The 23,609-nt window shown below is 35.5% G+C and carries 21 protein-coding genes; 8 read left to right on the plus strand and 13 right to left on the minus strand.

The features are described from left to right. The first annotated feature begins 23 nt into the window (after nt 1-23). From WFK35_RS01800 to WFK35_RS01825, 6 genes are all read left to right on the plus strand, one after another. On the plus strand, nt 24-1,613 hold the full coding sequence (locus WFK35_RS01800; RefSeq protein WP_002978567.1) for an oleate hydratase: 1,590 nt from the start codon (nt 24-26) through the stop codon (nt 1,611-1,613). A 170-nt stretch (nt 1,614-1,783) separates the two neighbouring features. After that, nucleotides 1,784-2,743, plus strand: coding sequence for an alpha/beta fold hydrolase (locus WFK35_RS01805; RefSeq protein ID WP_283422235.1), 960 nt, complete (start codon nt 1,784-1,786; stop codon nt 2,741-2,743). A gap of 36 nt (nt 2,744-2,779) precedes the next feature. Further along, entirely contained in the window at nt 2,780-3,541 is a 762-nt protein-coding gene (locus WFK35_RS01810) for an MlaE family ABC transporter permease (RefSeq protein ID WP_002978565.1), read from the plus strand. Nucleotides 3,542-3,550: 9 nt separating this feature from the next. Further along, nucleotides 3,551-4,318, plus strand: coding sequence for an ABC transporter ATP-binding protein (locus WFK35_RS01815; protein ID WP_002978564.1), 768 nt, complete (start codon nt 3,551-3,553; stop codon nt 4,316-4,318). Between the two features lie 3 nt (nt 4,319-4,321). Continuing rightward, a complete protein-coding gene (locus WFK35_RS01820) occupies nt 4,322-5,320 on the plus strand; it encodes an MlaD family protein (protein WP_336731073.1) in 999 nt (332 codons plus the stop codon). A 126-nt stretch (nt 5,321-5,446) separates the two neighbouring features. Next, on the plus strand, nt 5,447-7,216 hold the full coding sequence (locus tag WFK35_RS01825) for an oleate hydratase (protein ID WP_336731074.1): 1,770 nt from the start codon (nt 5,447-5,449) through the stop codon (nt 7,214-7,216). Nucleotides 7,217-7,323: 107 nt separating this feature from the next. Here WFK35_RS01825 and WFK35_RS01830 read toward each other — a convergent pair whose 3' ends face one another. From WFK35_RS01830 to WFK35_RS01860, 7 genes are all read right to left on the minus strand, one after another. Further along, on the minus strand, nt 7,324-9,129 hold the full coding sequence (locus WFK35_RS01830; protein WP_047096309.1) for a 3-hydroxyacyl-CoA dehydrogenase: 1,806 nt from the start codon (nt 9,127-9,129) through the stop codon (nt 7,324-7,326). Nucleotides 9,130-9,192: 63 nt separating this feature from the next. Further along, the gene (locus tag WFK35_RS01835) at nt 9,193-10,329 is read right to left on the minus strand and encodes a catalase family protein (RefSeq protein ID WP_047096308.1); all 1,137 of its coding nucleotides are present in this window, start codon (nt 10,327-10,329) and stop codon (nt 9,193-9,195) included. A 10-nt stretch (nt 10,330-10,339) separates the two neighbouring features. Continuing rightward, on the minus strand, nt 10,340-11,698 hold the full coding sequence (locus WFK35_RS01840; protein WP_336731075.1) for a Dyp-type peroxidase: 1,359 nt from the start codon (nt 11,696-11,698) through the stop codon (nt 10,340-10,342). 3 nt (nt 11,699-11,701) lie between these two features. After that, nucleotides 11,702-12,253, minus strand: coding sequence for a hypothetical protein (locus WFK35_RS01845; RefSeq protein WP_047096306.1), 552 nt, complete (start codon nt 12,251-12,253; stop codon nt 11,702-11,704). A 675-nt stretch (nt 12,254-12,928) separates the two neighbouring features. Next, entirely contained in the window at nt 12,929-13,126 is a 198-nt protein-coding gene (locus tag WFK35_RS01850; protein ID WP_002978374.1) for a hypothetical protein, read from the minus strand. 460 nt (nt 13,127-13,586) lie between these two features. Further along, on the minus strand, nt 13,587-14,360 hold the full coding sequence (locus tag WFK35_RS01855) for a GLPGLI family protein (protein ID WP_052769180.1): 774 nt from the start codon (nt 14,358-14,360) through the stop codon (nt 13,587-13,589). 2 nt (nt 14,361-14,362) lie between these two features. Next, the gene (locus WFK35_RS01860; protein ID WP_002978368.1) at nt 14,363-14,644 is read right to left on the minus strand and encodes a hypothetical protein; all 282 of its coding nucleotides are present in this window, start codon (nt 14,642-14,644) and stop codon (nt 14,363-14,365) included. Between the two features lie 475 nt (nt 14,645-15,119). Here WFK35_RS01860 and WFK35_RS01865 point away from each other — a divergent pair, with 475 nt between their 5' ends. Continuing rightward, complete coding sequence (locus WFK35_RS01865) at nt 15,120-15,800, plus strand: DUF4253 domain-containing protein (protein WP_336731076.1); 681 nt, start codon at nt 15,120-15,122, stop codon at nt 15,798-15,800. A 145-nt stretch (nt 15,801-15,945) separates the two neighbouring features. Next, complete coding sequence (locus tag WFK35_RS01870; protein ID WP_047096305.1) at nt 15,946-16,650, plus strand: hypothetical protein; 705 nt, start codon at nt 15,946-15,948, stop codon at nt 16,648-16,650. A 140-nt stretch (nt 16,651-16,790) separates the two neighbouring features. Here WFK35_RS01870 and WFK35_RS01875 read toward each other — a convergent pair whose 3' ends face one another. The 6 genes from WFK35_RS01875 to WFK35_RS01900 all read right to left on the minus strand — a co-directional run bounded on the left by WFK35_RS01875 (nt 16,791) and on the right by WFK35_RS01900 (nt 23,553). Beyond that, entirely contained in the window at nt 16,791-18,674 is a 1,884-nt protein-coding gene (locus tag WFK35_RS01875; protein WP_336731077.1) for a P-loop NTPase fold protein, read from the minus strand. Nucleotides 18,675-18,757: 83 nt separating this feature from the next. Then, nucleotides 18,758-19,369 (minus strand): hypothetical protein, encoded by a 612-nt coding sequence (locus WFK35_RS01880; protein ID WP_047096303.1) that lies wholly within the window; start codon nt 19,367-19,369, stop codon nt 18,758-18,760. 662 nt (nt 19,370-20,031) lie between these two features. Beyond that, nucleotides 20,032-20,454, minus strand: a complete 423-nt coding sequence (locus WFK35_RS01885; RefSeq protein WP_047096302.1) for a hypothetical protein — start codon at nt 20,452-20,454, stop codon at nt 20,032-20,034. Between the two features lie 260 nt (nt 20,455-20,714). Continuing rightward, a complete protein-coding gene (locus WFK35_RS01890; protein WP_336731086.1) occupies nt 20,715-21,215 on the minus strand; it encodes a PDDEXK nuclease domain-containing protein in 501 nt (166 codons plus the stop codon). A 23-nt stretch (nt 21,216-21,238) separates the two neighbouring features. Further along, complete coding sequence (locus WFK35_RS01895) at nt 21,239-21,733, minus strand: DUF1016 N-terminal domain-containing protein (RefSeq protein WP_336731079.1); 495 nt, start codon at nt 21,731-21,733, stop codon at nt 21,239-21,241. Between the two features lie 80 nt (nt 21,734-21,813). Further along, the gene (locus WFK35_RS01900; protein ID WP_002978355.1) at nt 21,814-23,553 is read right to left on the minus strand and encodes a hypothetical protein; all 1,740 of its coding nucleotides are present in this window, start codon (nt 23,551-23,553) and stop codon (nt 21,814-21,816) included. Nucleotides 23,554-23,609: the final 56 nt, after the last annotated feature.

The raw sequence follows: 23,609 nt of genomic DNA on the forward strand, positions 1-23,609 counted from the left end.
AAATAACCTAAAAAAAATATCATATGAGCAATTCGAACAAACATGCATATTTCATCGGAGGTGGATTGGCAAGTCTTGCCGGTGCCGTATATCTGTTAGAAGACGGAGACTTTAAAGGCGAAAACATTCACATCATTGAAGCCCTGCCGATTTTGGGTGGTAGCAACGATGGTGCGGGAACTAAAGAAAAAGGATTTATTTGTCGCGGCGGGCGTATGCTCAACGAAGAAACCTATGAAAACTTTTGGGAATTAACATCCCGTATTCCTTCTCTGGATGTCCCGAACATTTCCGTAAAAGACGAAATTCTGGCATTTGACCACGCGAATCCGACAAATGCAAAAGCGCGGTTGATTGACAAGAACGGAAACATTTTACCCGTAACGGATATGGGTTTCAACACTCAGGACCGGATGAAATTTGTGAAATTGTTTTTTGCCGATGAAAATGATTTAGACAACATTACCATTCGTGATTGGTTTGACGACCATTTTTTTACGACCAACTTCTGGTATATGTGGCAAACCACTTTCGCCTGGCAGGAATGGAGCAGCATTTTTGAATTTCAACGCTATATGAAACGTATGCTGTTGGAATTTTCAAGAATCGAAACACTCGAAGGGGTTACCAGAACACCATACAACCAATATGAATCCGTTATCTTACCGGTGAAGGCATTTTTGGATCAGCACAAAGTGGACTTTTCATTAAGAAAAACCGTTACCGATTTGGATTTTGCCGATGATGATGGCATTACCGTAACGGGAATAGAATGCATCAATGCAGAAGGAAAAACAGAGAAAATAACTGTGAAGGAAGGCGATTTGGTATTCTTTACCAACGGATGTATTACAGACAATTCTAATAACGGCGATTATAATACGCCTGCAAAATATTTGCCGTTAAATCCGCCAAGTTTTGCACTATGGCGTAAAATTGCCAACAAGAAACCCGGCAAATTGGGTAACCCAGACCCGTTCTTTACAAAACCGGACGAGACAAAATGGTATTCTTTCACACCAACATTCAAAGGAAATAAATTTCTGAAACTTATTGAAGAATACACTGGCAACAAGCCGGGCAGCGGAGCTTTGATGACATTTAAAGATTCATCGTGGCGAATGTCAATTGTGGTGGCTGCACAACCGCATTTCAAAGCGCAAGGCGATGATACTACCATTCTTTGGGGCTACGGATTATATCCAGATGCAGTGGGAGATTATGTGAAAAAGCCGATGATTGATTGCACGGGTGAAGAAATTTTGACAGAGTTGATTCATCATTTGCATTTTGAAAAACACGAACAGGAAATAAAAGATAGCGTTATCAATGTTATTCCGTGTATGATGCCTTACATCGATGCGTTGTTTCAACCAAGAGCTAAAAAAGACCGCCCTGCAGTTGTTCCTGAAGGCAGCACCAACCTAGCAATGATTAGTCAGTTTGTAGAAATACCGGAAGATATGGTATTCACAGAAGAATATTCGGTTCGTGCAGCACGCATCGCGGTATATACCCTACTCGGTCTCGATAAAAAAGTAACTCCAGTAACGGAACACTGGAAAAAACCAGACGTGTTGGCAAAAGCCATCCATACCTCTTACAGAAATTAAAAATAAAAAAAGAGCTGCCTTTACACTTTATCGAAGTTCTTTATTCCTAAAGGCATATCTCTCTTTAATCTATAAAAGATTGTCTATAATAACCAATTTATCTAACTTTATTCTGCTCTTGCTTTTGTCAAGGGCAGAATATTTATTTTTAAACAAAACCAACCGACTCTATGGCAAAACAAACATCAGGATATATAAACAGGAAGAAAATTGCCAACTCAGGTACGCACAATCTTTTTTATGAATTATTCGAACCAATAAATGAACCTCCAAAGGCTACACTCCTTATACTACACGGGATGCAGGAACATAGCGGTCGTTATAAAAATTTTGCGGAATATCTGGCGAAGAACGGTTTTGCAGTTCTATTATATGACCATCTCGGACACGGAAAAACGGCGGAAAATCGGGAAGAACTTGGCTATTTTCAAAAAGAAAATCCCAAGCAGCAACTGATAGACGATGCCGCAACGATGGCAGCATTTTTAGAAAACAACTACCCTAACATTTCTCACTTTTTACTGGGGCATTCTATGGGGTCTTTCATTGCAAGATGCTTACTTCAGAATCAGAAAGATGTTTTTAAAGGAGCGGTCATCGTAGGAACGGGCGGAAAAATCAACGGAATCGGTTTGGCTAAATTTTTCCTGTCCATCAACAATATTATTACTCCAAAACACCGGAGCAAATTCATCAACAGAACTTTTTCAAAAATTATTAATCAACGTTTTAAAGGCGAGAAAGATGGCGACCTTACCAGTTGGCTGAGCCTCAGCAAATCCAACCGGGAATCATTTTGCAGGGACAGCCTATGCGGAGTACCTTTTACCAATAATGGTTTTTACGCATTAGTTTCTCTAAATCAACAGGCAACGGAAAGAAAATGGGCAGAAAGAATACCAAAAGAATTTCCCTTTCTTTTTGTAAGCGGAGCTGATGATCCGATAGGAGACTTCGGAAAAGGTGTGGAAAAAACGGTAGCGCAAATGCAAGAAGATGGTTTTACAGATGTTAAAACAAAAATCTATCTTGACATGCGGCACGAAATACTTAATGAGGATATTAAAGAATATGTATATGAAGATATAAGGGATTGGCTCAATAAAAAAATACAGCAATTGGAAAAGTAGACTAAAAATATTTTAATTTTAAAAAATAATTTATTAATGATTAAAATACGTAGTTTTTTACAGGAAACAGGCAATATCGCGCAGTTTACCAAAAATTACTTTTTATTAGGCTTCCGCCCGCCATATGAAATAAAGGAACTGCTTGCACAATGCTATCTCATAGGTTACAAATCTTTGGGGCTTATTTCCATGACAGGCTTTATTATCGGTTTGGTCCTTACGATGCAGTTGCGGCCAAGCCTCGTACGCTATGGTGTGGAATCCCAGCTGCCTGTAATGGTAGGTATCGCCATAATCCGTGAAATAGCACCTGTAATCGCCGCTCTCATCTTTGCAGGTAAAATTGCAAGTAGCATCGGGGCAGAGCTGGGCTCTATGCGGGTTACCGAACAGATAGATGCGATGGAAGTAAGCGGTACGCACCCTTTTAAATACCTTGTTGCCACACGTGTCCTGGCGACAACATTTATGCTCCCCGTACTTATCATTCTGGCGGATGCCATTTCACTATATGGTGCCTGGATAGGTGTTAACATTGGCGGGACGACAAGCCTGTCGCTTTTCTATTCACAGGTTTTTGACTCCTTGGATTTCAGTGACATCATCCCTGCTTTCATCAAAAGCTTTTTTTTCGGTTTTGCAGTGGGAATCGTGGGTGCCTATAAAGGCTATAATGCAGTAAAAGGAACACGGGGCGTGGGGAACGCCGCCAATTCAGCGGTCGTACTCTCCTCTATCCTTATCTTCGTCTTGGACCTGATTGCGGTACAGATAACAGGCATTCTCGGGTATAATTAAATCATCATTATGGCGGAAACAAAAACAGCAGCAAACTACAATAATGACAATGGACCGGCCATCGTCATTGAAGATATTTATAAAAGCTTTGGTGAAAAAAAAGTGCTTAATGGTTTTAACCTAACGGTCAATAAGAACGAAAATGTTGTAGTTCTCGGAAAATCAGGCACGGGAAAATCTGTTCTTATCAAATGTATCGTCAGGCTTTTAACACCTGATAGCGGTAGGATAATGATTTCCGGACAGGATATTGTGCAATTGGAAAATCAAGAGCTGGATAAGGCACGCTCAAAAATAGGTTTTCTTTTTCAGGGAAATGCCATCTATGATTCTATGACCATCCGCGAAAATCTGGAATTCCCTTTAAGAAGACGGTGGTTCCGGCTGAAGCAGGATGAAATTGACGCACGGGTTGAAGAAGCACTCGATAGTGTGGGGCTTAAACATACCGTAGACCTTATGCCATCCGAATTGTCGGGAGGGATGCTGAAAAGAATAGCTCTGGCACGTACTGTCATCCTTAAGCCGGAAATCATCCTTTATGATGAACCTACCACCGGACTCGATACGGTAACAGCAAAAGAAATTGACAGCCTCATAATGGATATACATAAAAAATACAAAACATCATCTATAATTATCTCACACGATATGAACTGTGTGAAAAATACGGCCGACAGAGTAGTCTTGCTGCTTGACGGAAAATGCTACGCACAAGGTACTTATCAGGAATTTGAAAGTTCTGATGACGAAAATATTAAACAATTTTTTGATTAAAATATGAATAAAAATAATATCAAGCTCGGCTTATTTGTAATTTCGGGGTTTATACTTATGATGGCTGTTTTCTTTTACATCGGCAGCGGTTCAGGCATTTTTACCAGCAAATTTGAGCTCAGGGCAAGATTCAAAAACTCCAATGGACTCAGAGAAGGAAGCAATGTGCTATTTTCAGGGATGCAGGCAGGTTCTGTAAAGTCAGTAAAATTGTCCGGAAGGGATGATATAGAGGTCATTATGCTTATAGACAAAGATATTGCAAAGCATATAGACAATAATGCCAAAGCCTCGATTGGAACAGAAGGCATTATCGGCAATGCGGTGGTCAATATTTTGCCTCACGGTAAGCCGGGCAGACCAGTGCAGGAAAAAGAATATCTCACGGCAGATACCAAACCGGGTGTGGATGAAATACTCAACACGCTATCGGCAAGCAACAACAATATACAGGATATATCCAAATCTCTTAAAAACACTGTGCATAAAATTGACAGCAGCCAGATTTTAAAATTAATTAATGACAAGGCGTTTGCCGAAAACTTAAAATTATCCATCCTGAAAATACGCCAAAGCACGGAAAATATAGAAAACCTGAGCAGTACTGCAGAAGCCATCATTACGTCTACACGCCAAGGAAAAGGAGCAACGGGGCTTCTCCTTGCCAACAAAGATTTTGAGTCCCAGCTTAAGCAGACTTTCAATAACGTCAATGCCGCCAGCAATAATCTTAATACAGTAAGCAATGAACTTATCATAGTTGGTAAAAACCTGCAGGCATTCAGTAAAAATATAGAAAATGGAAAAGGACCGATAAATGCCCTTATCACTGACACCGTTCTTACAAAAAACATCAATAACAGCCTTTACAATATCGAAAAGGGAACCGAAGGCTTCAACCAGAATATGGAGGCTCTGAAGCATAATTTTCTCTTCAGAGGTTACTTCCGCAAGCAGGAAAAAAAGAAAAAGGAAGCCGAAAAACAGAATCTCCAAAGATAATATTATTGGAATATCAGCATATACAATTAGAATTTTGGGATATATAAAGTGAAAGCAATATGTGTAACTTTATTAAATAAAAACAAGGTTATTTTATCATATATTATAAACTAAAAAATTCTAATTATGTATTACAGTAATGGAAATTACGAAGCATTTGCCCGCCCGAAAAAACCGGCAAATATTGAACAGAAATCTGCCGTTCTTATCGGTTCGGGATTAGCTTCATTGGCTGCTGCAGCTTTTTTGATACGCGATGCGCAAATGGAAGGAAACAAAATCCGTATTCTGGAAGAATTAGCTTTACCCGGTGGCAGTATGGACGGCATCTGGAATGAGCAGAAAGGCTACATCATACGAGGCGGACGGGAAATGGAAACACATTTCGAAACCCTTTGGGATTTGTTCCGCTCGATACCCTCATTAGAAACGGAAGGCGTTTCCGTACTGGACGAATATTATTGGCTCAATAAAGAAGACCCTAGCTTTTCCCACGCCCGTGTTATCGAAAACCGTGGAGAAAGACTGCCCACGGATGGTAAGCTTACCCTGTCCCAGAAAGCCATCCACGAACTTATAGCGCTGGTTCTTCTTCCTGAAGAAAAACTACAGGATGTACAGATAGACCAGGTATTTACAGAAGAATTTTTCCAATCCAACTTTTGGACATACTGGGCTACGATGTTCGCATTCGAACCTTGGGCAAGTGCGATGGAAATGCGCCGATATGTTCTTCGTTTCATACATCACGTTGGCAGCGTAGCAGATATGTCCTCATTACGCTTCACGAAATACAACCAATATGAATCACTGATTCGTCCGTTGGTAAGCTACCTTGAGTCCCACGGTGTTACCTTCCAGTATGATAGCCAGGTTCAGAACATACTTGTAGAAAATGAAAACGGCAAAAAAGTAGCGAAGAAAATCGAATATATTAAGAATGGCAATGCAGAAAGCATCAGCCTGACCGAAAACGACCTGGTGTTTGTTACCAACGGCTCCATTACCGAAAGCAGTACATACGGTGACAATCATAACCCTGCTCCTGTTGCTGACGGCATTGGCGGAAGTTGGCAACTTTGGCAGAATCTGGCAGACCAGGATGATGCCTTTGGAAAACCCGAAAAGTTCTACAAAAACATTCCCGAAGCCAACTGGGTAATCTCCGGAAGCATTACCTTCTTCGACGAAAAAGTGATTCCGTATATAGAAAAAATAACAAAAAAAGACCCAAGAAGCGGTTCTATAGTGACTAGCGGACCTGTCACAATAAACGATTCTAACTGGTGGTATGGCTTTTCCATCAGCAGACAGCCCCACTTCAAGACTCAGAAAAAAAATGAAGTAATTGTTTGGGTTTATGGGTTGTATTCTCATAAACCAGGAAATTATATCCAAAAGAAAATTACGGAAGCCACGGGGATAGAGCTTTGCAAAGAATTTTTATACCATATTGGTGTTCCTGAAAATGAAATTGCAGAAATTGCACAAGCTGCCAACAGCATCCCTTGCCGTATGCCTTATATCACATCTTACTTTATGCCTCGTGCATTGGGAGACCGCCCATTGGTGGTTCCGGAGGGTTCTGTGAACCTTGCTTTTATCGGTAATTTTGCCGAAACTGGAAAAGACACCGTATTCACGACCGAATATTCCGTGCGTACAGCAATGGAGGCAGTTTACACCCTTTTGGATGTAGACAGAGGTGTCCCGGAAGTTTTTGCTTCTTCATATGACATCAGGGTACTGCTGAAATCCATCTATCACCTTAATGACAATAAAAACCTAAATGAAATTGAATTTCCTTGGTTGATTTCAATCCTTGAGAAATATGGTGTCAAGAAAATAGAAGGTACTTATGTTGAAGAGATTTTAAAAGAAGCTAAGTTGTTATAAGAGGTTGTTTTATACTTGAAAAACTCAGGATTTTAAAAATCCTGAGTTTTTTATGGTATTTATACTTATGGCTTCTTTCACTGTTTTCGATGAGAATTCAGGATACTTTAAGCTTTCAAAAAATCCTTGCTTTGCCATTCCGGATTAGGATATTTGTAAAAACCTTCGCCGGATTGCTGACCAAGTTTTCCTTTGTCGATAAGTTCGGCTTTTAGCTTTTCTGCTATTTTCTGTGTTAGTTCTCCCGGGATTTCTTTTAAGATGTTGTAATTGGTGTTCATCCCATTCAAATCTAAAATAGCCATTGGTCCAAAAGGAGCACCTGTTGCTATTCTCCAGGTTTTATCAATGGTTGCAGGATCGGCAACGTCATTCGCCCACAGTGCAAGGCCAGCCACCAAAAGCGGAATTAACAAAGAATCGAGAACGTAGCCCGATTTTTCCTTCTTCAGTTCCACGGGCAGCATAGAAATGGATTTTGCAAACTCTACAATCTCGTTATAAACCATTGGGTCGGTTTGATCAGAACCCATTATTTCTGCCGTATTACGAACCATTATATGATTGGCAAAATGTAGATGGATGAATTTTTCTGGACGATCGGTAAATGTGCTTAATCTGCTCGGCAAAAGTGTGGACGAGTTGCTCGCAAAAATGGTTTTTTCCGAAGCCTGCTTAGAAGCTTTTTCCCAGAAATCTTTTTTGATATCGATGCTTTCCGGTACGGCTTCTATCAATAAATCAGCATCTTGTAAAGAAGCTTTCAAATCTGTCGAATAAGTGAGATTATTTTTGGTATTTTCGATTTTTTCTTCATCAGCTTTCAGATAGTTCTTATATTCTTCAGCCAAGACATCAAAACGGTTTTTTGCCTTATTTAAAGCTTCATCATTAACATCATAAACCGTGACTTTATAGCCGAAATAAGCGCACTGCACCGCAATCTGAAAACCGAGAACGCCACTTCCAGCCACCACAACATTTTTAATACTGATTTTAGATAAATCGGCTTCCGGCACTTTCAAAAAATCTGGACTTTGCCACGAAGGATTTGGATATTTGTAAAAGCCTTCGCCAGTAGAAATTCCCAGTTTATTTTGGTCGATGAAGGTTGATTTAAGTTTATCTAGCACAATCTTATCATCTGTTTTGCCCTTCTCTACTTGCAGTTTGTAAATGTTGTAGGGTGTCGTCAATCCGATAATATCATACAAAGCCATTGGTCCGTAAGGCGAACCAGTTCCCAGCATCCAGGTTTTGTCTATGGTTTCTGGCGTAGCATAATCGCCAATCCAAAGCTGCATTCCGGCATTCAGAAATGGATTTAATAAAGAATTGAGCACATAACCTGGAACTTCTTTTTTTACCAAAACAGGCACCATCCCTATCGCCTTGGAAAAATCGACTATTTCCTCGGTTATTTTTTCGTCGGTTCCTGGATGTGGCATAATTTCCGCCGTATTTCGCAACCATATTTGATTGGCAAAATGCAGGTTAAGGTATTGAGCCGGCCTTCCTGTCACCTCAGCAAACTGACTTGGCAACAAGGTGGATGAATTACTTACAAAAATGGTTTTCTCCGGTGAAATTGAAGAGAGTTGCTTATAAAATTCCGTTTTTATTTTAATATCTTCTGGCACTGCTTCTATCAAAAGATCGGCATCCTTCACAGCAAATGCCAAATCGGATGAATAGTGCAGTCTCTCCCTCGCTTCTGCAATTTGTTCTTCGGTGGCGCCAAGATCCTTTTTATGATTTTCGGCCAAGCCGTCGAACTTTGCTTTCGCCTTTTCCAACACTTCATCACTGATATCGTAAACAGTGGTTTCAAATCCGTGAATTGCTGTTTGAAAAGCAATTTGGAATCCTAAAACACCACTTCCGGCTACCGTTACATTTTTTATTTTGCTCATAATTTTGGTTGATTTTTGGTAATAAACTTTACGGAACTAGGACTCAGCAATCTTCATTTTCAATTATAACTGATAAAACTCCGGACTGAATGCTTCCTCCAAATTCTTTGGTTCTTTACGTTTTTTGTGGTTTAGCTCGTGTCTTGAGGTTGAAGATGTTACATACGCTGACTGCCGTGAACGCTGTAAATTCCCGATCGGTGAATTCTCTTCTATGGTTCTGAACGGTGTAAACGACAGATTTTCCATAATTTCAAAATTACCATCCTCAGGAACCGTTTGTTTTGGTATTGTGATTTTTGCCACCGTACGGAATGGTGATAATTCCTGCGACCATTCTTTTGTAAGGTCATTCACAGGCATTTCTTTCAGGTCTTTGCAAAGTTGTATTTGCAACTCAAACGTAAGGTCTTTTTGAGCTATTTCTTTGATAATTCCTTTTCTGTACGGCCATTCTGCGCTGTCTAGATCAATATTTTTTTCAGTGATGGCGTTCTTGGTCTGCTCAGTTGGGCTCACTCTTACTTTGGCGATATAATCACCGTGGCGAACTGCTCCCATACTGTAAAATTCATAAAGAAAACTGTTGATGGAAGGGATTTTTTGAAAAGTTTTAAGCGCTCCCAATTCCTTCAAAGCCTCAAAATTTGGAAATGCTTTTTTATTTTCGGTGACCCAAAGTGTGGCAAATTCCAATTTTCCCAAGGCTCCCTTTTCAAAGAAATCATTTAGCTTTAAAAACAGCTTTGAAATGAAAACATAATGTTCTGCCGAGTTACAGAAAAACACGGGATTATTAATCAGGTTAAAATCAACATTGGGAGAATCTTCCTCTCCGGGAGATAATTTTTTGCCATCTATCCCAAAAATCTTTAAAGCAAATCCCTGTGCATTACCGCTCAGTTTATCGGGCAAAACTCTGGACGAACCATTGGACAGGCGAACTGCCGCCTGGTGTTTTCCGGGTTTCGCATAAATGCCCTGCGCCAGTTCTTCGGACAGATTATCCAAAATTTCCACCTCTGCTTTCAGCACTGCATAGCCATTGGCGTGCGCATCTCTGGTATGATGGGTCGCCCTGCTTAGGTTTGGCGTATTTTTGATGTATTCGCGGATATCGCTATTAATGGTAGTAATATATTCGTCGAAATTTTCGGGAATTTCTTCCACTTCGTAACTATACTTGATGTAATCTTCCATAGTGCTTTTTTTATTTTAATTCGCTAATCCATTTTAAAGCAGAAATGCTTGGTATAAAACAATATTCGCCGCCTTTCACAATGTTGTAGGTCTGCAAACCACGGTATCTTTTGATGAGGGGTTCTCCCGGTGCAGAAAACAGTGCGTCTTCGTCCTGGACACCGATCATAGGATCTTTTTCTGTTCCCAGATTTTGGGCGTTACCATCGTTTGCCCATTGTTTTTGCAGAAATTCCAGTGTTCCCATTGCATCGGCACTAATGCCAATAAAGTACTGTCCACGTTCCTTACCGTCATTTTTAGTTACCTCCGGCGGAACGATGTCGCCAAAAGTTACACTTTTTCTGATGATCCTGTGCAAACGTTCATCCTCCAAAACAAAAGATTTGGAATCTCTTGGGTTCATCCTGCGGATATGCGAACTGAACGGACACTTTTTACCGTACTCATCATTCTTGAAAGAAAAATCATTGTTCTTTTGCATATCATCTCCTAGCGCTTTATCATCTTTTTCGGGAGCTAAAACCAAAGGTGCACCACTTCGCCAGCGACCTACCATTTTGGCAGCCAAGAGTTCTCCCTCTTCCGGTGAAGAAGAATTTTCCTTAATGAATTGATTAAATTCTGCTACCTGACTTTGGTACTTTCTGAAAACCATAAAAGAACCGTTCTTACCTAAAACTTCAGGCTGTGGAAACGGCTTTATGGTGCCGGCTTCTCCAGGATAGCCCAGTATAAATTCGCCTGCTTTAAGCGGGCGGTCAAATCCAGGCGGAACTTCTATCCCACTGCCTTCAATTTCCGGGTTGCTAATACCATCTCTGAATCCGAACACATTTTTAACCTCTTCAGATACGCTGAAATTGTGACTCAAGATTACTTCTATGCCTCTATTACCAGCCAATTTAGACCGAAATTCCTCCAGCTTGCTTTTCCACGCCTCTTCATTGTTGGCGATAATCGCCGCAGCGATGTGAATATGCGACCTTTTAAAAACCCTTTCCCAGTTTTTGGGGTCATTGACACCAATGTCATATAGAAAACGGGAGCGGTCTGCCATTCCTTCCTTGAAGGATTCGGGGAAAGTCTCAAGCGACTCTTTAGGCACGCCGATTTTTTCCAGACCTTTATAAGTGAACGTCAACGTAACCGATGCCCCTTCATTCTTATGCCAGTCTTCCGCAGAACTCACAATCGGCAAGAGTTTTTGGAGCATTTGTCTGGCTGCCACAGCATCTTTGATTTCAATGATTGCCACCGTTCCGAAATACGGAATAGGGCGGCTTCTGAGAATTAAGGCCTGTATTTCGTTCAGCTCAATTTCTACTTTATTGGGATTAAAAATCCGCTTTAAAAATTCCAATGCCATAGGTTAGATTTTATTTGCTTCGTCAATTGCCTTATTCAGTCCTTTAATGATTTTATCATTTCTCCTTATATCATTCACCGTAAGATGCGGAACACCTACATACCAACCTGTCGCGGTAATCTGATGGTCTAGAATAAACTGTTTTACACTCGGGTTTTTTATGCCTGGCCAGCCTTCTACATTCCCAAAAATGATGTCCATCAGCTGCGGAATTTTTGTGGCGAAATCATCAATATAAGCATCCCAATCACCATCGTATGCCGTACAGAAAAGAATCTTGGTATCGTTATCAAACAAAACTATACGAAGGTCATGCAGGGTTCCTACTTTGGTTGCGCCTTTCAGATCCCCACCTGCAATTTCCATTATGGTTCTGAGATTTTCTGCACCTCCAGGTTTTAGGTCTGCCATCGCGGTTAACTCAGATACACGTCCGGATCTTAACCCTTTTTTTCCGGCAGATGTAGTGGAATGGTCATAACCATCATCGATACCTTCACTGAAATTCGCCTTTGCTAACTCGGCAGCCAATTTTACTTTGTCTATGAAACTCATAATTCAGATTTTTGATCAATACTAATTCACATTATTTTTCAAGATGAAACAATAATCTTAAAGAGTTTACTACAAATGTAAAGCCACAAACAGCCATAAAATATACCGAAATTCGTATATTATGTACTGAAACTCCCTAATCCGACCTATTTGCTTTAAAAGCTTCAATTGATAAAAGGAAATATCTTATCTTTAATCTTGTTGTAATTTTGAGAGAATAAAACCTATTTAGCTATAAAAAATCAATCTTTATAATTGAGATTTCTCAATATTTACTCAATAGAACATTCAAAACAAAAACCTTCCTCAAAACAGGAAGATTGCAACAATTAAATTTAATTATAATGGATTTTTTGTAAGAATAGTTAAACGCAAAAATACAATGAAATTTGCCAATATTAAATTTTTAATGAAACTGTGCTGTTTCTGTCGAATCTCTCATGCATCTATTTTCATATCCGATATTTCCCTCCAGTATATCAATTTTCGTAAATCCAAAATTTTTCTGAATTCTAAATCGTCGGACCTTTTCTACCTTCTCTTTTTCAGCCTCCATCAATGTTTGTGACCGATTGTAATCCTCTTCATGGTAAGATACTCTCAAATATTTATCGTGAGTAATCGAAAGAAGTTGATTGGTTAAAGTTTCTGCAAAGGTTTTAGCATCGTTAATTTTTAAATAGTAGCCTTTCTTTTTGCATGCTTGAGTGTATTTTCAACTTTGACGGCGACCTCAGGAAAAACATAATAATCATTTAGCTTTTGAAAAAGCGAACCCAGAACTTCACTTTTTGCCTGTTCGCTAATCAATATTTTTGCCTGCTCATCCGATTGTTGAGCTTGTATATTTTGAGCAAATAATAAAAATATCAAAAAAAACAAGATAGTTATATTTCATATTAAAAGTGTCGTTTTGTTTTTTAGATCTATATACATTTACATAAAGTGTTGAGTATAAAATAAAACTTGACATTAAAGATTCATTCTTATCAGCCTCAATATCGGTGTAGGTAAAAATACTAGGTTTTTGTTGAAGCTTAACCTTCGTTTCGTTATCTTTTTCAAAGACACTACGATTTTAAGAATCATGAAACTAACAGTAAGTGTGACCTGTCATCAATTCATTTACAGCTTCTGTAGAAAAGAAATAATAGAAAGTAATTACAACCAATATGTCGGTTTATTTATATTTGAGTCATATAACCTTCAGAAAAAAAAATTTTTAGCCCAACGGGATTATACAAAGGTAACCGTAAAAATAGTAGTAATCGTAAAAACCATTAATATAGAAAAATAAAAGGCACTTTTACAGTGCCTTTTTACAATTATACTACTAATGAGAGTACAGTAGCTCCCATTCAAATGATTTTTCCAAACCAAGTCTCTTTTTTGATATTCCGTTATCCAGTCTTGTACCCTGTGGCATCTTACTTAAAATGTCTGACATTTCTTTATTTTGTGATCCTTCTTTCATATCTATAAATTCCTTCATAGTCATTTTGGGATAACTGCTTAGCTTAGGGGTAAAATTAATGGTTGGATCGACTGATAATTCCACTTTTTCAGCCTTCCATATATTGAAATTTTTATTGTCCTCTCTGATATCTAATATTACTCCTGGCAAGCCAAAGAATTTAAAAGGCCCTGCCGAATATGGTAATTCTTTGGTAAAATACGCTGTGACCTCCGATCCTCTAAAATTGGCGGTTGCCTTTATGCAATCATATCCAAGAATCTTTTTTGTTTTTGTTTCGTCGATCTTCCATACTGGTTTAGCAACATTATCATGAATAAAATACTTTGTATCTCTGTCTAAGCCTGTAAAAAAGAAATCTTTTGTTTTGCCGTTGTCTTTAAGTTTTGAAATAAAATAGTTTTTACTTACCGGCTTTCCTGTCTGCTTAACTGCCGAAGTAGTACCTCCCGAATTAAAATTAATAATAGAATCCTGAATGGATATAACATCATTATCTTTCACATAGAGGTCTTCGTACAAAGTCGCAATAGGTGATCTGACATGATAATATTTTACATGGACTTGCTGTGCAAGTCCATGTAAAAAAAACATTACGAAAAAAATCGTAAAAGCTATTTTTTTTAAATTCATAACTATTCAGCCGTAACAGTATAGCCTGCCTGCGATAAATTCCATTTGACAATAGTTTGAAATACTTGACAAGATGAAAGCGTTGGAGCATCAGTTACGAACCATTGAGAGCCTGTCCAGTTCCCTTCACTATCATAAAAATTAACGTTGACTCCGCAAAGCTGAAAAGAAGTTTTAGTTTTTTCAATTTTTTCAACTTGTTTCTCTGAAATTTTTAAGTCAGCTGTTTTGGCACTTACTAACCCAGCTACTCCGAAGGCAGCTAATAAAATTGCTTTTTTCATAATTATTTATTTTTTTGATCGATCAAAAGTATTGATGAAAAAGGCTTGAAAATTTATATTTTAATATTTTGAATTTATATAATTTTAAGATTTCTAGATATGGTTGAGTTCATGTAACATTTAAAGTTCAATTTTATCTGCGTTGTTTTAGTACTGGAGATAAGATAGATTTAGGATTATAGTTGCTATTAGAAAACCTATTGATAGGCTTTTAAGTAATTGTGGTATTACTATGACATTGAACCCTGTATCACTTATCTTAAAATATGTTTGTTCTTTTTTTCCTTATTATTAAACATTGATATAATAAATTCTCAAAAACAACACTAAAAAGTGAAGTGTTAAAAAATTTTTATAACTAATATAATTTTTCGTAAATTTCTTGCTATAAAAGATAAATATTCATTATAAACTTTGCTTTTTTGCAATATTTGATGAACATGAATTCATTATCAATAGATAATATAAAACACAAATGAAAAGTATCATTATTAACTTATTATGTCTTTTAGTATTTGTTTCTTGTGAGAAGACCAAGAATCTTAATGCTAATGAGATAAAGCTCACCCAAGAAATCAATTTAGACCAAGGAACTGCGGAAAAAATTAAAGGATTGTCAATGGGTGTTTTTGAAGTGGCAAAAGGGAATAAAGACAGGGAGATTCTTTTTGAGTATTTTCGAAATCTCAAAAATTACTCAAAAAATTTACCGGCGGCAATAATAATTAGGGCAAAAGCTGAAAATGCAGATCTAATTGTCAAAAAATTCGCACGGGAACTGAAAGATAAGAAATTGATTGTTTACAAATCCGCAGAAAATTACGGTAATGAAGATGATATAATTACTATTCTCCAATCTAATAATAAGTTGGAACCATTGCTCTTTGAAGCAACAAATGGCGTAAACTATGATATTGACACCCAAATGATAATCAATAAATTAAAAGATTGGGATTCCAAATACGGGATTGAGCTGGAGGCAGTCGGCCCTGATTTTGTTTCTGGGAAGTTTAAAAATAAACCCACAAACATTCCGAAATTTGCAAAAGAAGTCTATGATTTTTGTCCCGACATCGTAGACCAAGGTGTTGGAAGTATAGAGGAATTGGAGAAATCACTTGCAGATTCTAATGAATTTTTCCTTTGGTGGGACTAGTGTGTATCATTTCAAAGCAACAATTAAAAGAATCCTCATATTTTATTCAAATCCGCAATTTTTAGTGTCGATAAGTATTATCTATTTTGAAATTAAGATTTAAAGTTCTAATTCTTTCCCTATAAATTCTCAAGTAATAAACAAAATGAAAAAAATTCATTACCTAATTTTCAGCTTTTTTGCACTTGGATGCAATTCAAAATTAGAAAACAGTAATTCCATCGCCGTAAAACCTACTATAAATATAAAAAAAAGAAAATCCAACGGGACAGAAATCGTTAATAAACTGGAAAAACTCAATTTCTTTAATCTGACAGAAAAGTCTGACCTTAATGATGAAAAAGAGGAATTAGCCCGAGCTTATAATGAGAATAATTTTTTTGAAGGTGCACTCCGAGGAGAGACACTGGAATTTCTGGATAACCGTTTTTATTTTATTGATAGTGAAGAACTCTTTAAAGTTGGAGGCTTGATAAATTACTTGAAAACTGTAAAACCTGTCTTTGAGAAACTGGGCTTGAAATTAAATTATTCCAATGAAAAAAGCTTTCAAAATGAAAAGCATTGGAGACATACAATAGAATTGAACAGCAGAGAATATATTGCTTTTGACAATAATTTTAGTAAGCAGGATTGGAACATTGCTTACGTCAGGTTTATCGAGATGTTGAACGAAGAATTAGAAATACAGAATAGTGAAGAAAGATTTTACCCTATATCATCCCAAAATGATGGAAGAATGGTATTGCTCACCAAAAAGCAATTCGAGTTCATAAAAGAAAATTATCCCAATGACAAGGAGCACCCTAAAGAATTGGCAGTTTGGAAAAAAGAAAATAATATACATTGATTAAGTGTCAGTTAACCATCGATAGGGACAAACACATTTCAGATTAGTTAACTGCATCATAATCGATAATTGGCACTTGACAACTAATAATAGTTCGTACAGCACCAAATAATTATATAAAAAAAATACTTCTTAAAATATTACTTATTTAATCTTAGCGAAATCTTCTCCAGATCATCAATAAAGTTTTTGATTGTTATTGCTTTAATAGGCTCACCCACCAATTTAGAATGCTTTTCGATCAAGATTGTTCTAAGAGAACTTATAAATTCGAACTCCGATCTATGATAATCCTCAATTTTTGCATTTGCAAAAGTCTTTTCAGGAAAATAACGATAATTAAAATAGCCATTTAAATTAAAGATTGACTCATTGTTTAATTTAAATATTACTTCCGAAAATTCTTCAGCTGAAATAGTTTTAAGAATTGATGTTCTTTCTAACAAATTACCTGTTGACCAGTCATATTTTTGAAATTTATCATACAACTGATCAACATTGTCATCACCTAAACCTAAAAGTGTGGCTTTTACAAAATCGGTTGCTGATTTCGATTGATTTTGTTTAATATGGTCTTTTAAAGATTTTAATATTTCTTGAAACTCAGACGTATGCTCCGACGCATAAGACTTTCTCCATGAACCCCTTAATAACAGGTGTACATCCGTAACATCCTTAAGCTCTTCGCAAGCAGCAAACAGTACTTTTGCTCTACTAATAATATTTGCTTTTGTGCTGCGATTGTATAATTCATTATCAATTAAATTCAATAATATACCTGAAATATGTAAGACTTCAGTAAAGTGTAAATTTCCCTCTTCAAAGAATTCTTTCTCAACTTTTGCTAAAATTTCTGTATAGACTCTATCCTCTAAAAATTTCCAATACCACAACTTTTCCCAATCTTTTTCCTCAGCCGGACGAAAAATTGAACAGTTATTTAGTTCAACTATCAACTCTTCATAATTACCGTGACTAATGAATCCAAGTAATTTCTCTGCCGTAAATAGCTTTGTGGAATGAAGCAAACTGTAAGATTTGATTGCCTCTTCATAGCTTTGGTAATCGTATTTTTTTTCATCTCCGATGAATAATTGCTGAAAATCCACAATATTCAAATTGCCGGTATTATACTCAATATGAAATATCAAATAATATCCCAATAAACTTCTCGTGAGTAGTTCATAATTTTCAGCATCTTTTTTAAGATCCTGGTCTAGCAGATTTAAAAGTCTTTCATAATTAAATAAAGCACGCTGCAGAACTCTCAGATTTTTAGCATTTGAAGCATTGAAAACACTAAATATTAATGCTTTATTTGCATTTAACACAGCTTGAGTTTCTGGTTTTAAAAGATTAATAAAATATTGAACTGCCTCCTCCGTGTTCGGTTTGATCTCAAACACTTGGCCAATTATTTTCTCCTTAAACGAAGCATAAGGGGTTAAATTTTTTTCCTCCTTATCTCTTTCAATGATTTTATCTTCATCAGAAATCAAAATAATTTTACATTTTGAATGCTCTACAAAATCATTAATAAATCCATATATTTCATCAACTGGAATTTTACACCTTTCAATATCGTCAAAAATGATAATCCTGTTACCTTTGATATTTTCGTTTTCTGCCTTAAAAATCGAAATCGGATCAAAATTTATATTTGCGCTTGCATCATCATTTCCATCTCCATCAATATCCAAATCAATTTTTAATGTCGATTTAATGAAACCTTTTAGGATCGCAGATGCTACTTTTACACCTTTTGAATGTAGAAAAGGATTAATTTTCTCTTTTAGTTTTAAAATAATTTCCTTCTTTTCACTAACGCCATTTAAAGAAACATAGATAGGATTGAGACCTACAAATTCGTCTGCAGCAATGTCCGGAGTACTCCATTTTTCAATTAATTTTTTTATAAAAAAAGTTTTACCAGCCCCCCAGCTGCCCTTTAGTAGTACAGCAAAATTGATATTATCTGAGTTAATATAATAATCTAGATATTCAATGATATGTTTATTGTCCATTTGTTTTGTTAAAGTTTAAAAACCGTGAGAGTTTACTATTTGCTTTTATTTTATATTCAAACTATTACTGCTTAAAAAGTAAATTACAATTCTAAATTCTCGAATTCTATCCAAAAGTTGATAAAGTCGGCAATGGTTAATAGTGAGTGTATATTTTGTCCATTACAATTTTTTAGATTTAACCCGTTCCAAATCGGGTATGGACAATTACTTACAGTGACATTAACCTGTGAATGCCCAAAAGAATTTCGGACTTGTCTCGCAAATTGGCATATGGAGTTTGCATTTTTAAGATCTCCATACTTATTTACTATAATAGCTCTAGTATGTTCTTCCCACCATTTTATAAATTGCTTCTCCAACACACTTACAAATTGCTCATGTTCATATAAAATTGGAACCACAGTTTGATTTGCTTCAGGATTATGAACATTATATTGTTCATGCTGCTCCTGCCGCTGGATTTCATAATCTTTATGGCTGCTGAAGTCAATCAAATTGGCATTGCAGAAGACAGTTTTATCAGATATCTGGGCTAAAAGAGCAAAGATCCCATTATAAACTTTACCCGCAACAGAAAAAATTTCTTTGTTTACAATGTCACCTTGCTTTATAATAAATTTTAGATGATTATAGTAAGAAAATGTCGGCTTTATAAAAAGCTGTTCAATGGAATTATCGTTTGGTATTTTCATAGTTTTAGTTATTTCATAAATATACAAATATTACTTCACAGTCTAATGCTTTCCTAAAAAAGTCGAAATCTCATTTATACAATACGAATAAAGAATAACTTCAATAAGTTAATTCGGAAACATAGTAGACTTAAGTTTAACAAATCAATCGAGACAAACAGCATATACACTTACAAATCAATAATATATATTTTTAAATAAGCAAAAAAGTATTTAACTAAAGTAGGTCGTATAGTTGTACTTTAATTATAAACTTATGAAGATTAATATTTTATACAAAAAGAAAATGTATTTGGTAAAAGTTGATATATCAGGGTGTGACTATCGATTTTTTCTAAAAAATTCAGATGGGGAATACAGCTACTATTTTTTTACATTGCACAAGTATTCTTGCAGACTTAGTTGCCGTTTGCAACACTATAAAGAATTCAAAAAGTTAGTATTCAGAGAATGTACGATATGTAATTCACATAGCAAATGTGGAAGACATTTGCGAGGTTATATGACCGAAAATTGAATTTGTCTTAGAGCACTTTCTTATAGCAGCATTTTGTTTTGACGAGATGCTGCTTTAGTAGTTTTTTGTATTAATGTAAATTTACAGTCCTAATTTCTCTGACGAATTTTTATTGCTATAGCTCCTATGATATTGAAAATAATGTTTAGTTTTTGTCGTCTATGATTTCAATACAAATCAACACTCCTTCCGTATAACTGTATCCATATCCGAACCCATAGCTTCCACCCCCACTTACTTTTTCTGTATCAGATAAAAGCCGAGGTGAACTCGAAATACCTTGTGAACTATATTGATAATTGTAGCGACCTGATGTGATTGGAGAAATTGAGATAATTCTCACATTTTTAGAAGACCACTTTTCCATTTCGCTGTTTATATCATTAGACAATCGTTCTCCATCAATTTCCGAATCTGACCAACCAACAACTTTTTCAGATACGATTCTTTTTGTGATTGGCTTTTCAGCTCCTAACCAATTTCGTTTTGTTTCTCCGGTTGGAATATTTTCACTTACATTTTGCAGAATAGGCTTGAAATATGCTGGAATAAAAATGGTCTTTATCATTAGTTTTTTTAAAATTATGCTTAACTAAAATAAAACTACGGAATTATAGTTAAAAATCAAAAAGTTAAGTTCTTTTATTTAAGTAAAAAAAGTCCCCAACTCATCCGGGGACTAAAAACTAATAACCATGAAAACTCAATTATAGATGAGATTCAATACAAATATATATAACCTGTTTTATAACGGAAAATATTTAAGAAAATTTAAGATTACTATTGCGGATCATATTTTCGCGCCGAAAATTTGCATTATAAAATTACTTATTCTTTCAATGCGTTTTCAACTTCCTCTATAAGCTCTTGCTTATCAGGTAAAATTGTTACATATTTTGAAGCATATACATTATTTTCAAATCCTCCTAAGATATATTCTGCTGTGATATCGTCTTTTTCAGCGCACAGAATTATTCCTATTGGTGGATTATCATTGTCATCATTAATTTCTGTTTTGTAATAGTTTAAGTATGTATTTAATTGACCTCCGTCAGCAACGTTAAGTTTAGTTGTTTTAAGCTCAATCAGGATATACGATCGTAGAATCTTGTTGTAAAACACCATATCGACATAATAATGGTTATTATTGATAGTTATTCTTTGCTGGGAACCGACAAACATAAATCCACGACCTAATTCCAACAAAAAATCTTCGATATGCCTGATTAGTTTTGCTTCCAAATCTCTTTCTAAAATTGGCTTATTCTCAGGAATTCCAAGAAATTCAAAAACATACGGATTTTTTAAAATATCATCCGCATTTGTTATTTCTTGTCCTTTTCGAGCTAATTCTAGAACTTTTTCTTTATTCTTAGATCCTTTTGAAGCAAAAGCCTTTCATATAAAGAACTATCAATTTGTCTTTTCAATTCCCGAATAGACCAGTTTGAATTTACGGTTTCTTTCTCATAGAAACTACGTTTTGCTTTATCTTCTATAATTAAAAGCTCACAAAAATGTGTCCAGGTTAAGTGTCCAGTCAGCGACTGGACATCCGGATATTCGGTATAAAGCTTTCTCATATTAAAAAGGTTGGAACGAGAAAATCCTTTTCCAATTTCCTTTGTAAGAAGTTTTGATAAATTCAAAATTATCTGCCTTGATGACTGATTATCTAAATTATTCTTCTGTTCTGTATCGACAATCTCTTTACCGATTCTCCAATAAGTAAAAATCAATTCCTGATTGACACGTTGAGATAAACTTTTTCTTGACGATAAGATTATAGATTTAATATTTTCAACTAAATCTCTATCAATAACCGTTAATTTATCTATATCACTCATACTACAAAAATAGCAAAATATTAAATCCTTCTAAATATAAAATTGTACGCCACTCAATCCTTTGGCCCATAAGTGCACATTTAATTCTCAATCCAATCAAACTTCTTGTTGGCTACTAAATTTGATTTTATTAATTTGTTTATTGAATGCTCAACCGTTAACAAGCCTCTAGTTGTTTCTCCGGTTCTTTGAATAGCTTCATACCCTGAACAAGAATGATAATGCCTAAATATATTGAAAATACTTTGCTTTCTTAATTGAAGTGACATTTTTATATTTTGCAGATCAGCAACATTTATGATGGTCAGCGGGTGAATTTTATGCAATTCATTTTCTATTTCAATATTTTCGGAGAGAAGCAAACTCTCAAATTTGCGCTTAAATGCCATTGAAGTATAACCGGAACTGAAAATAAAATCATTTACAATCAAAGTGGGATATAGATGAACTTTTCTACTAAAATCAAATAAAGGATCTTTTATATAATGTTTGTAGTTATGGAATTCTTTAATAGTCTTTTTCGCAAGCTGTATTAAGCCATAATCTTTGTAAAATTTTTCAAAGTCAATTTTGTCAAAATCCTCAAGCGTTTTAACGGTTTTATACCCATTAACTAAGGGAAGGTAATTACTTTTTGCTTCTGCCAGTATAATCTTGTTTTTTTCACGAATATAGTAATCGGCATATTCAATTTCATTTCTTCCATCCAGTTTAAATTTTAAGTCATTAGTATGTCTGAAAACTACTCTTGGGTTATCTCTGAAGGCTTCTGAAAAAATATTTTCAATAAAGGGTTCAAAAAATTTATCCCCGATGAAATTTCCCCAATCATTTCTATTACAAATATTAAAAGGTTTTAAATAATCAAACCAGAAATCATTGATGAATAAAGAGTATGTTTTTTCAAGCAATAATTTATTGTCAAGAATTAAATAAGTTATTAAATTTCTATTATATTCATCACTTGCTCTAAATAAAGGATTCTTCTTGATTTCCATAAAATCGAAAATTTTTAAATCTGTTTTCTCAATTTTTCCAGTTACATTTCGTTTACTAAAAGCATCAAGGATATCTACATATTCCCTATTGTCTGCTAAAATATTAATGTAACTAACATCCAACTTATTGTCGAAGCTTTTAAAGTAGGTATAAGCTAAAAATTTGAAGAACTCTATCAAGGATTCAATCTTGAAAGTCTTTTTCAGATAATCAGAAAAATGTTTACCAAAAAATTCATCTTTCTCAATTGTTGTAAGTAATGAAAATGACTTATAAAGGAAATTGACGGGGTTAAGGCTATGATAATATTGATTTTGGGGTAATTCTTTAAACATAAAAAACTCGAAAAATCTTTCACCGAGTTTTTCATAACCACTTGACCTGTATTCTTGGTCAAATACCAAAACATTGCTGTTTACACATAGCAGATATCGAAGAATTTGCTCCCTATTCTGAATTGTATACCGAGGTGTCTTCTCTGTAAAATTGTTAGAATTTAAAATTTCCTGCAAAGCATAGAGACAGGTTACCCGCGAAAATAGAACATAATTTTGCGGTGTTTTTAAATATTCATTTATAAAATCTAAACAATTTGAATCCTCTAGGTTATTATGATTATCCAAAAATAAAAATCTTAAGCAAGCTACTTGCGTTTCGCGCGAATCATCTATGTATGAGCTATAGACAGGATTTATTTTTGAATTTATAGCTACAACCGTAGCAATGAGTTCTTCTTTTGGAATTTCTGCGATTAAATCCAAAGGTTTACTAGGAAAGGGCTCCTCGTAAGCTTCTGAAAATTTTATTAGATGTCCGAACATGGTTATTATTTAGTAGTTTAGCTTTATAGTGATGTTGTGAAAATTTCTCTCCAGGA

Origin of the sequence: Chryseobacterium sp. VD8, assembly GCF_037149975.1 — a bacterium.
Classification (GTDB): domain Bacteria; phylum Bacteroidota; class Bacteroidia; order Flavobacteriales; family Weeksellaceae; genus Chryseobacterium; species Chryseobacterium indicum.

Coding starts and splice junctions, on each gene's coding strand:
- WFK35_RS01800 (WP_002978567.1), top strand. CDS start 24: ATGAGCAATTCGAACAAACATGCATATTTCATCGGAGGTGGATTGGCA.
- WFK35_RS01805 (WP_283422235.1), top strand. CDS start 1,784: ATGGCAAAACAAACATCAGGATATATAAACAGGAAGAAAATTGCCAAC.
- WFK35_RS01810 (WP_002978565.1), top strand. CDS start 2,780: ATGATTAAAATACGTAGTTTTTTACAGGAAACAGGCAATATCGCGCAG.
- WFK35_RS01815 (WP_002978564.1), top strand. CDS start 3,551: ATGGCGGAAACAAAAACAGCAGCAAACTACAATAATGACAATGGACCG.
- WFK35_RS01820 (WP_336731073.1), top strand. CDS start 4,322: ATGAATAAAAATAATATCAAGCTCGGCTTATTTGTAATTTCGGGGTTT.
- WFK35_RS01825 (WP_336731074.1), top strand. CDS start 5,447: ATGTATTACAGTAATGGAAATTACGAAGCATTTGCCCGCCCGAAAAAA.
- WFK35_RS01830 (WP_047096309.1), bottom strand. CDS start 9,129: ATGAGCAAAATAAAAAATGTAACGGTAGCCGGAAGTGGTGTTTTAGGA.
- WFK35_RS01835 (WP_047096308.1), bottom strand. CDS start 10,329: ATGGAAGATTACATCAAGTATAGTTACGAAGTGGAAGAAATTCCCGAA.
- WFK35_RS01840 (WP_336731075.1), bottom strand. CDS start 11,698: ATGGCATTGGAATTTTTAAAGCGGATTTTTAATCCCAATAAAGTAGAA.
- WFK35_RS01845 (WP_047096306.1), bottom strand. CDS start 12,253: ATGAGTTTCATAGACAAAGTAAAATTGGCTGCCGAGTTAGCAAAGGCG.
- WFK35_RS01855 (WP_052769180.1), bottom strand. CDS start 14,360: ATGAATTTAAAAAAAATAGCTTTTACGATTTTTTTCGTAATGTTTTTT.
- WFK35_RS01860 (WP_002978368.1), bottom strand. CDS start 14,644: ATGAAAAAAGCAATTTTATTAGCTGCCTTCGGAGTAGCTGGGTTAGTA.
- WFK35_RS01865 (WP_336731076.1), top strand. CDS start 15,120: ATGAAAAGTATCATTATTAACTTATTATGTCTTTTAGTATTTGTTTCT.
- WFK35_RS01870 (WP_047096305.1), top strand. CDS start 15,946: ATGAAAAAAATTCATTACCTAATTTTCAGCTTTTTTGCACTTGGATGC.
- WFK35_RS01875 (WP_336731077.1), bottom strand. CDS start 18,674: ATGGACAATAAACATATCATTGAATATCTAGATTATTATATTAACTCA.
- WFK35_RS01880 (WP_047096303.1), bottom strand. CDS start 19,369: ATGAAAATACCAAACGATAATTCCATTGAACAGCTTTTTATAAAGCCG.
- WFK35_RS01885 (WP_047096302.1), bottom strand. CDS start 20,454: ATGATAAAGACCATTTTTATTCCAGCATATTTCAAGCCTATTCTGCAA.
- WFK35_RS01895 (WP_336731079.1), bottom strand. CDS start 21,733: ATGAGTGATATAGATAAATTAACGGTTATTGATAGAGATTTAGTTGAA.
- WFK35_RS01900 (WP_002978355.1), bottom strand. CDS start 23,553: ATGTTCGGACATCTAATAAAATTTTCAGAAGCTTACGAGGAGCCCTTT.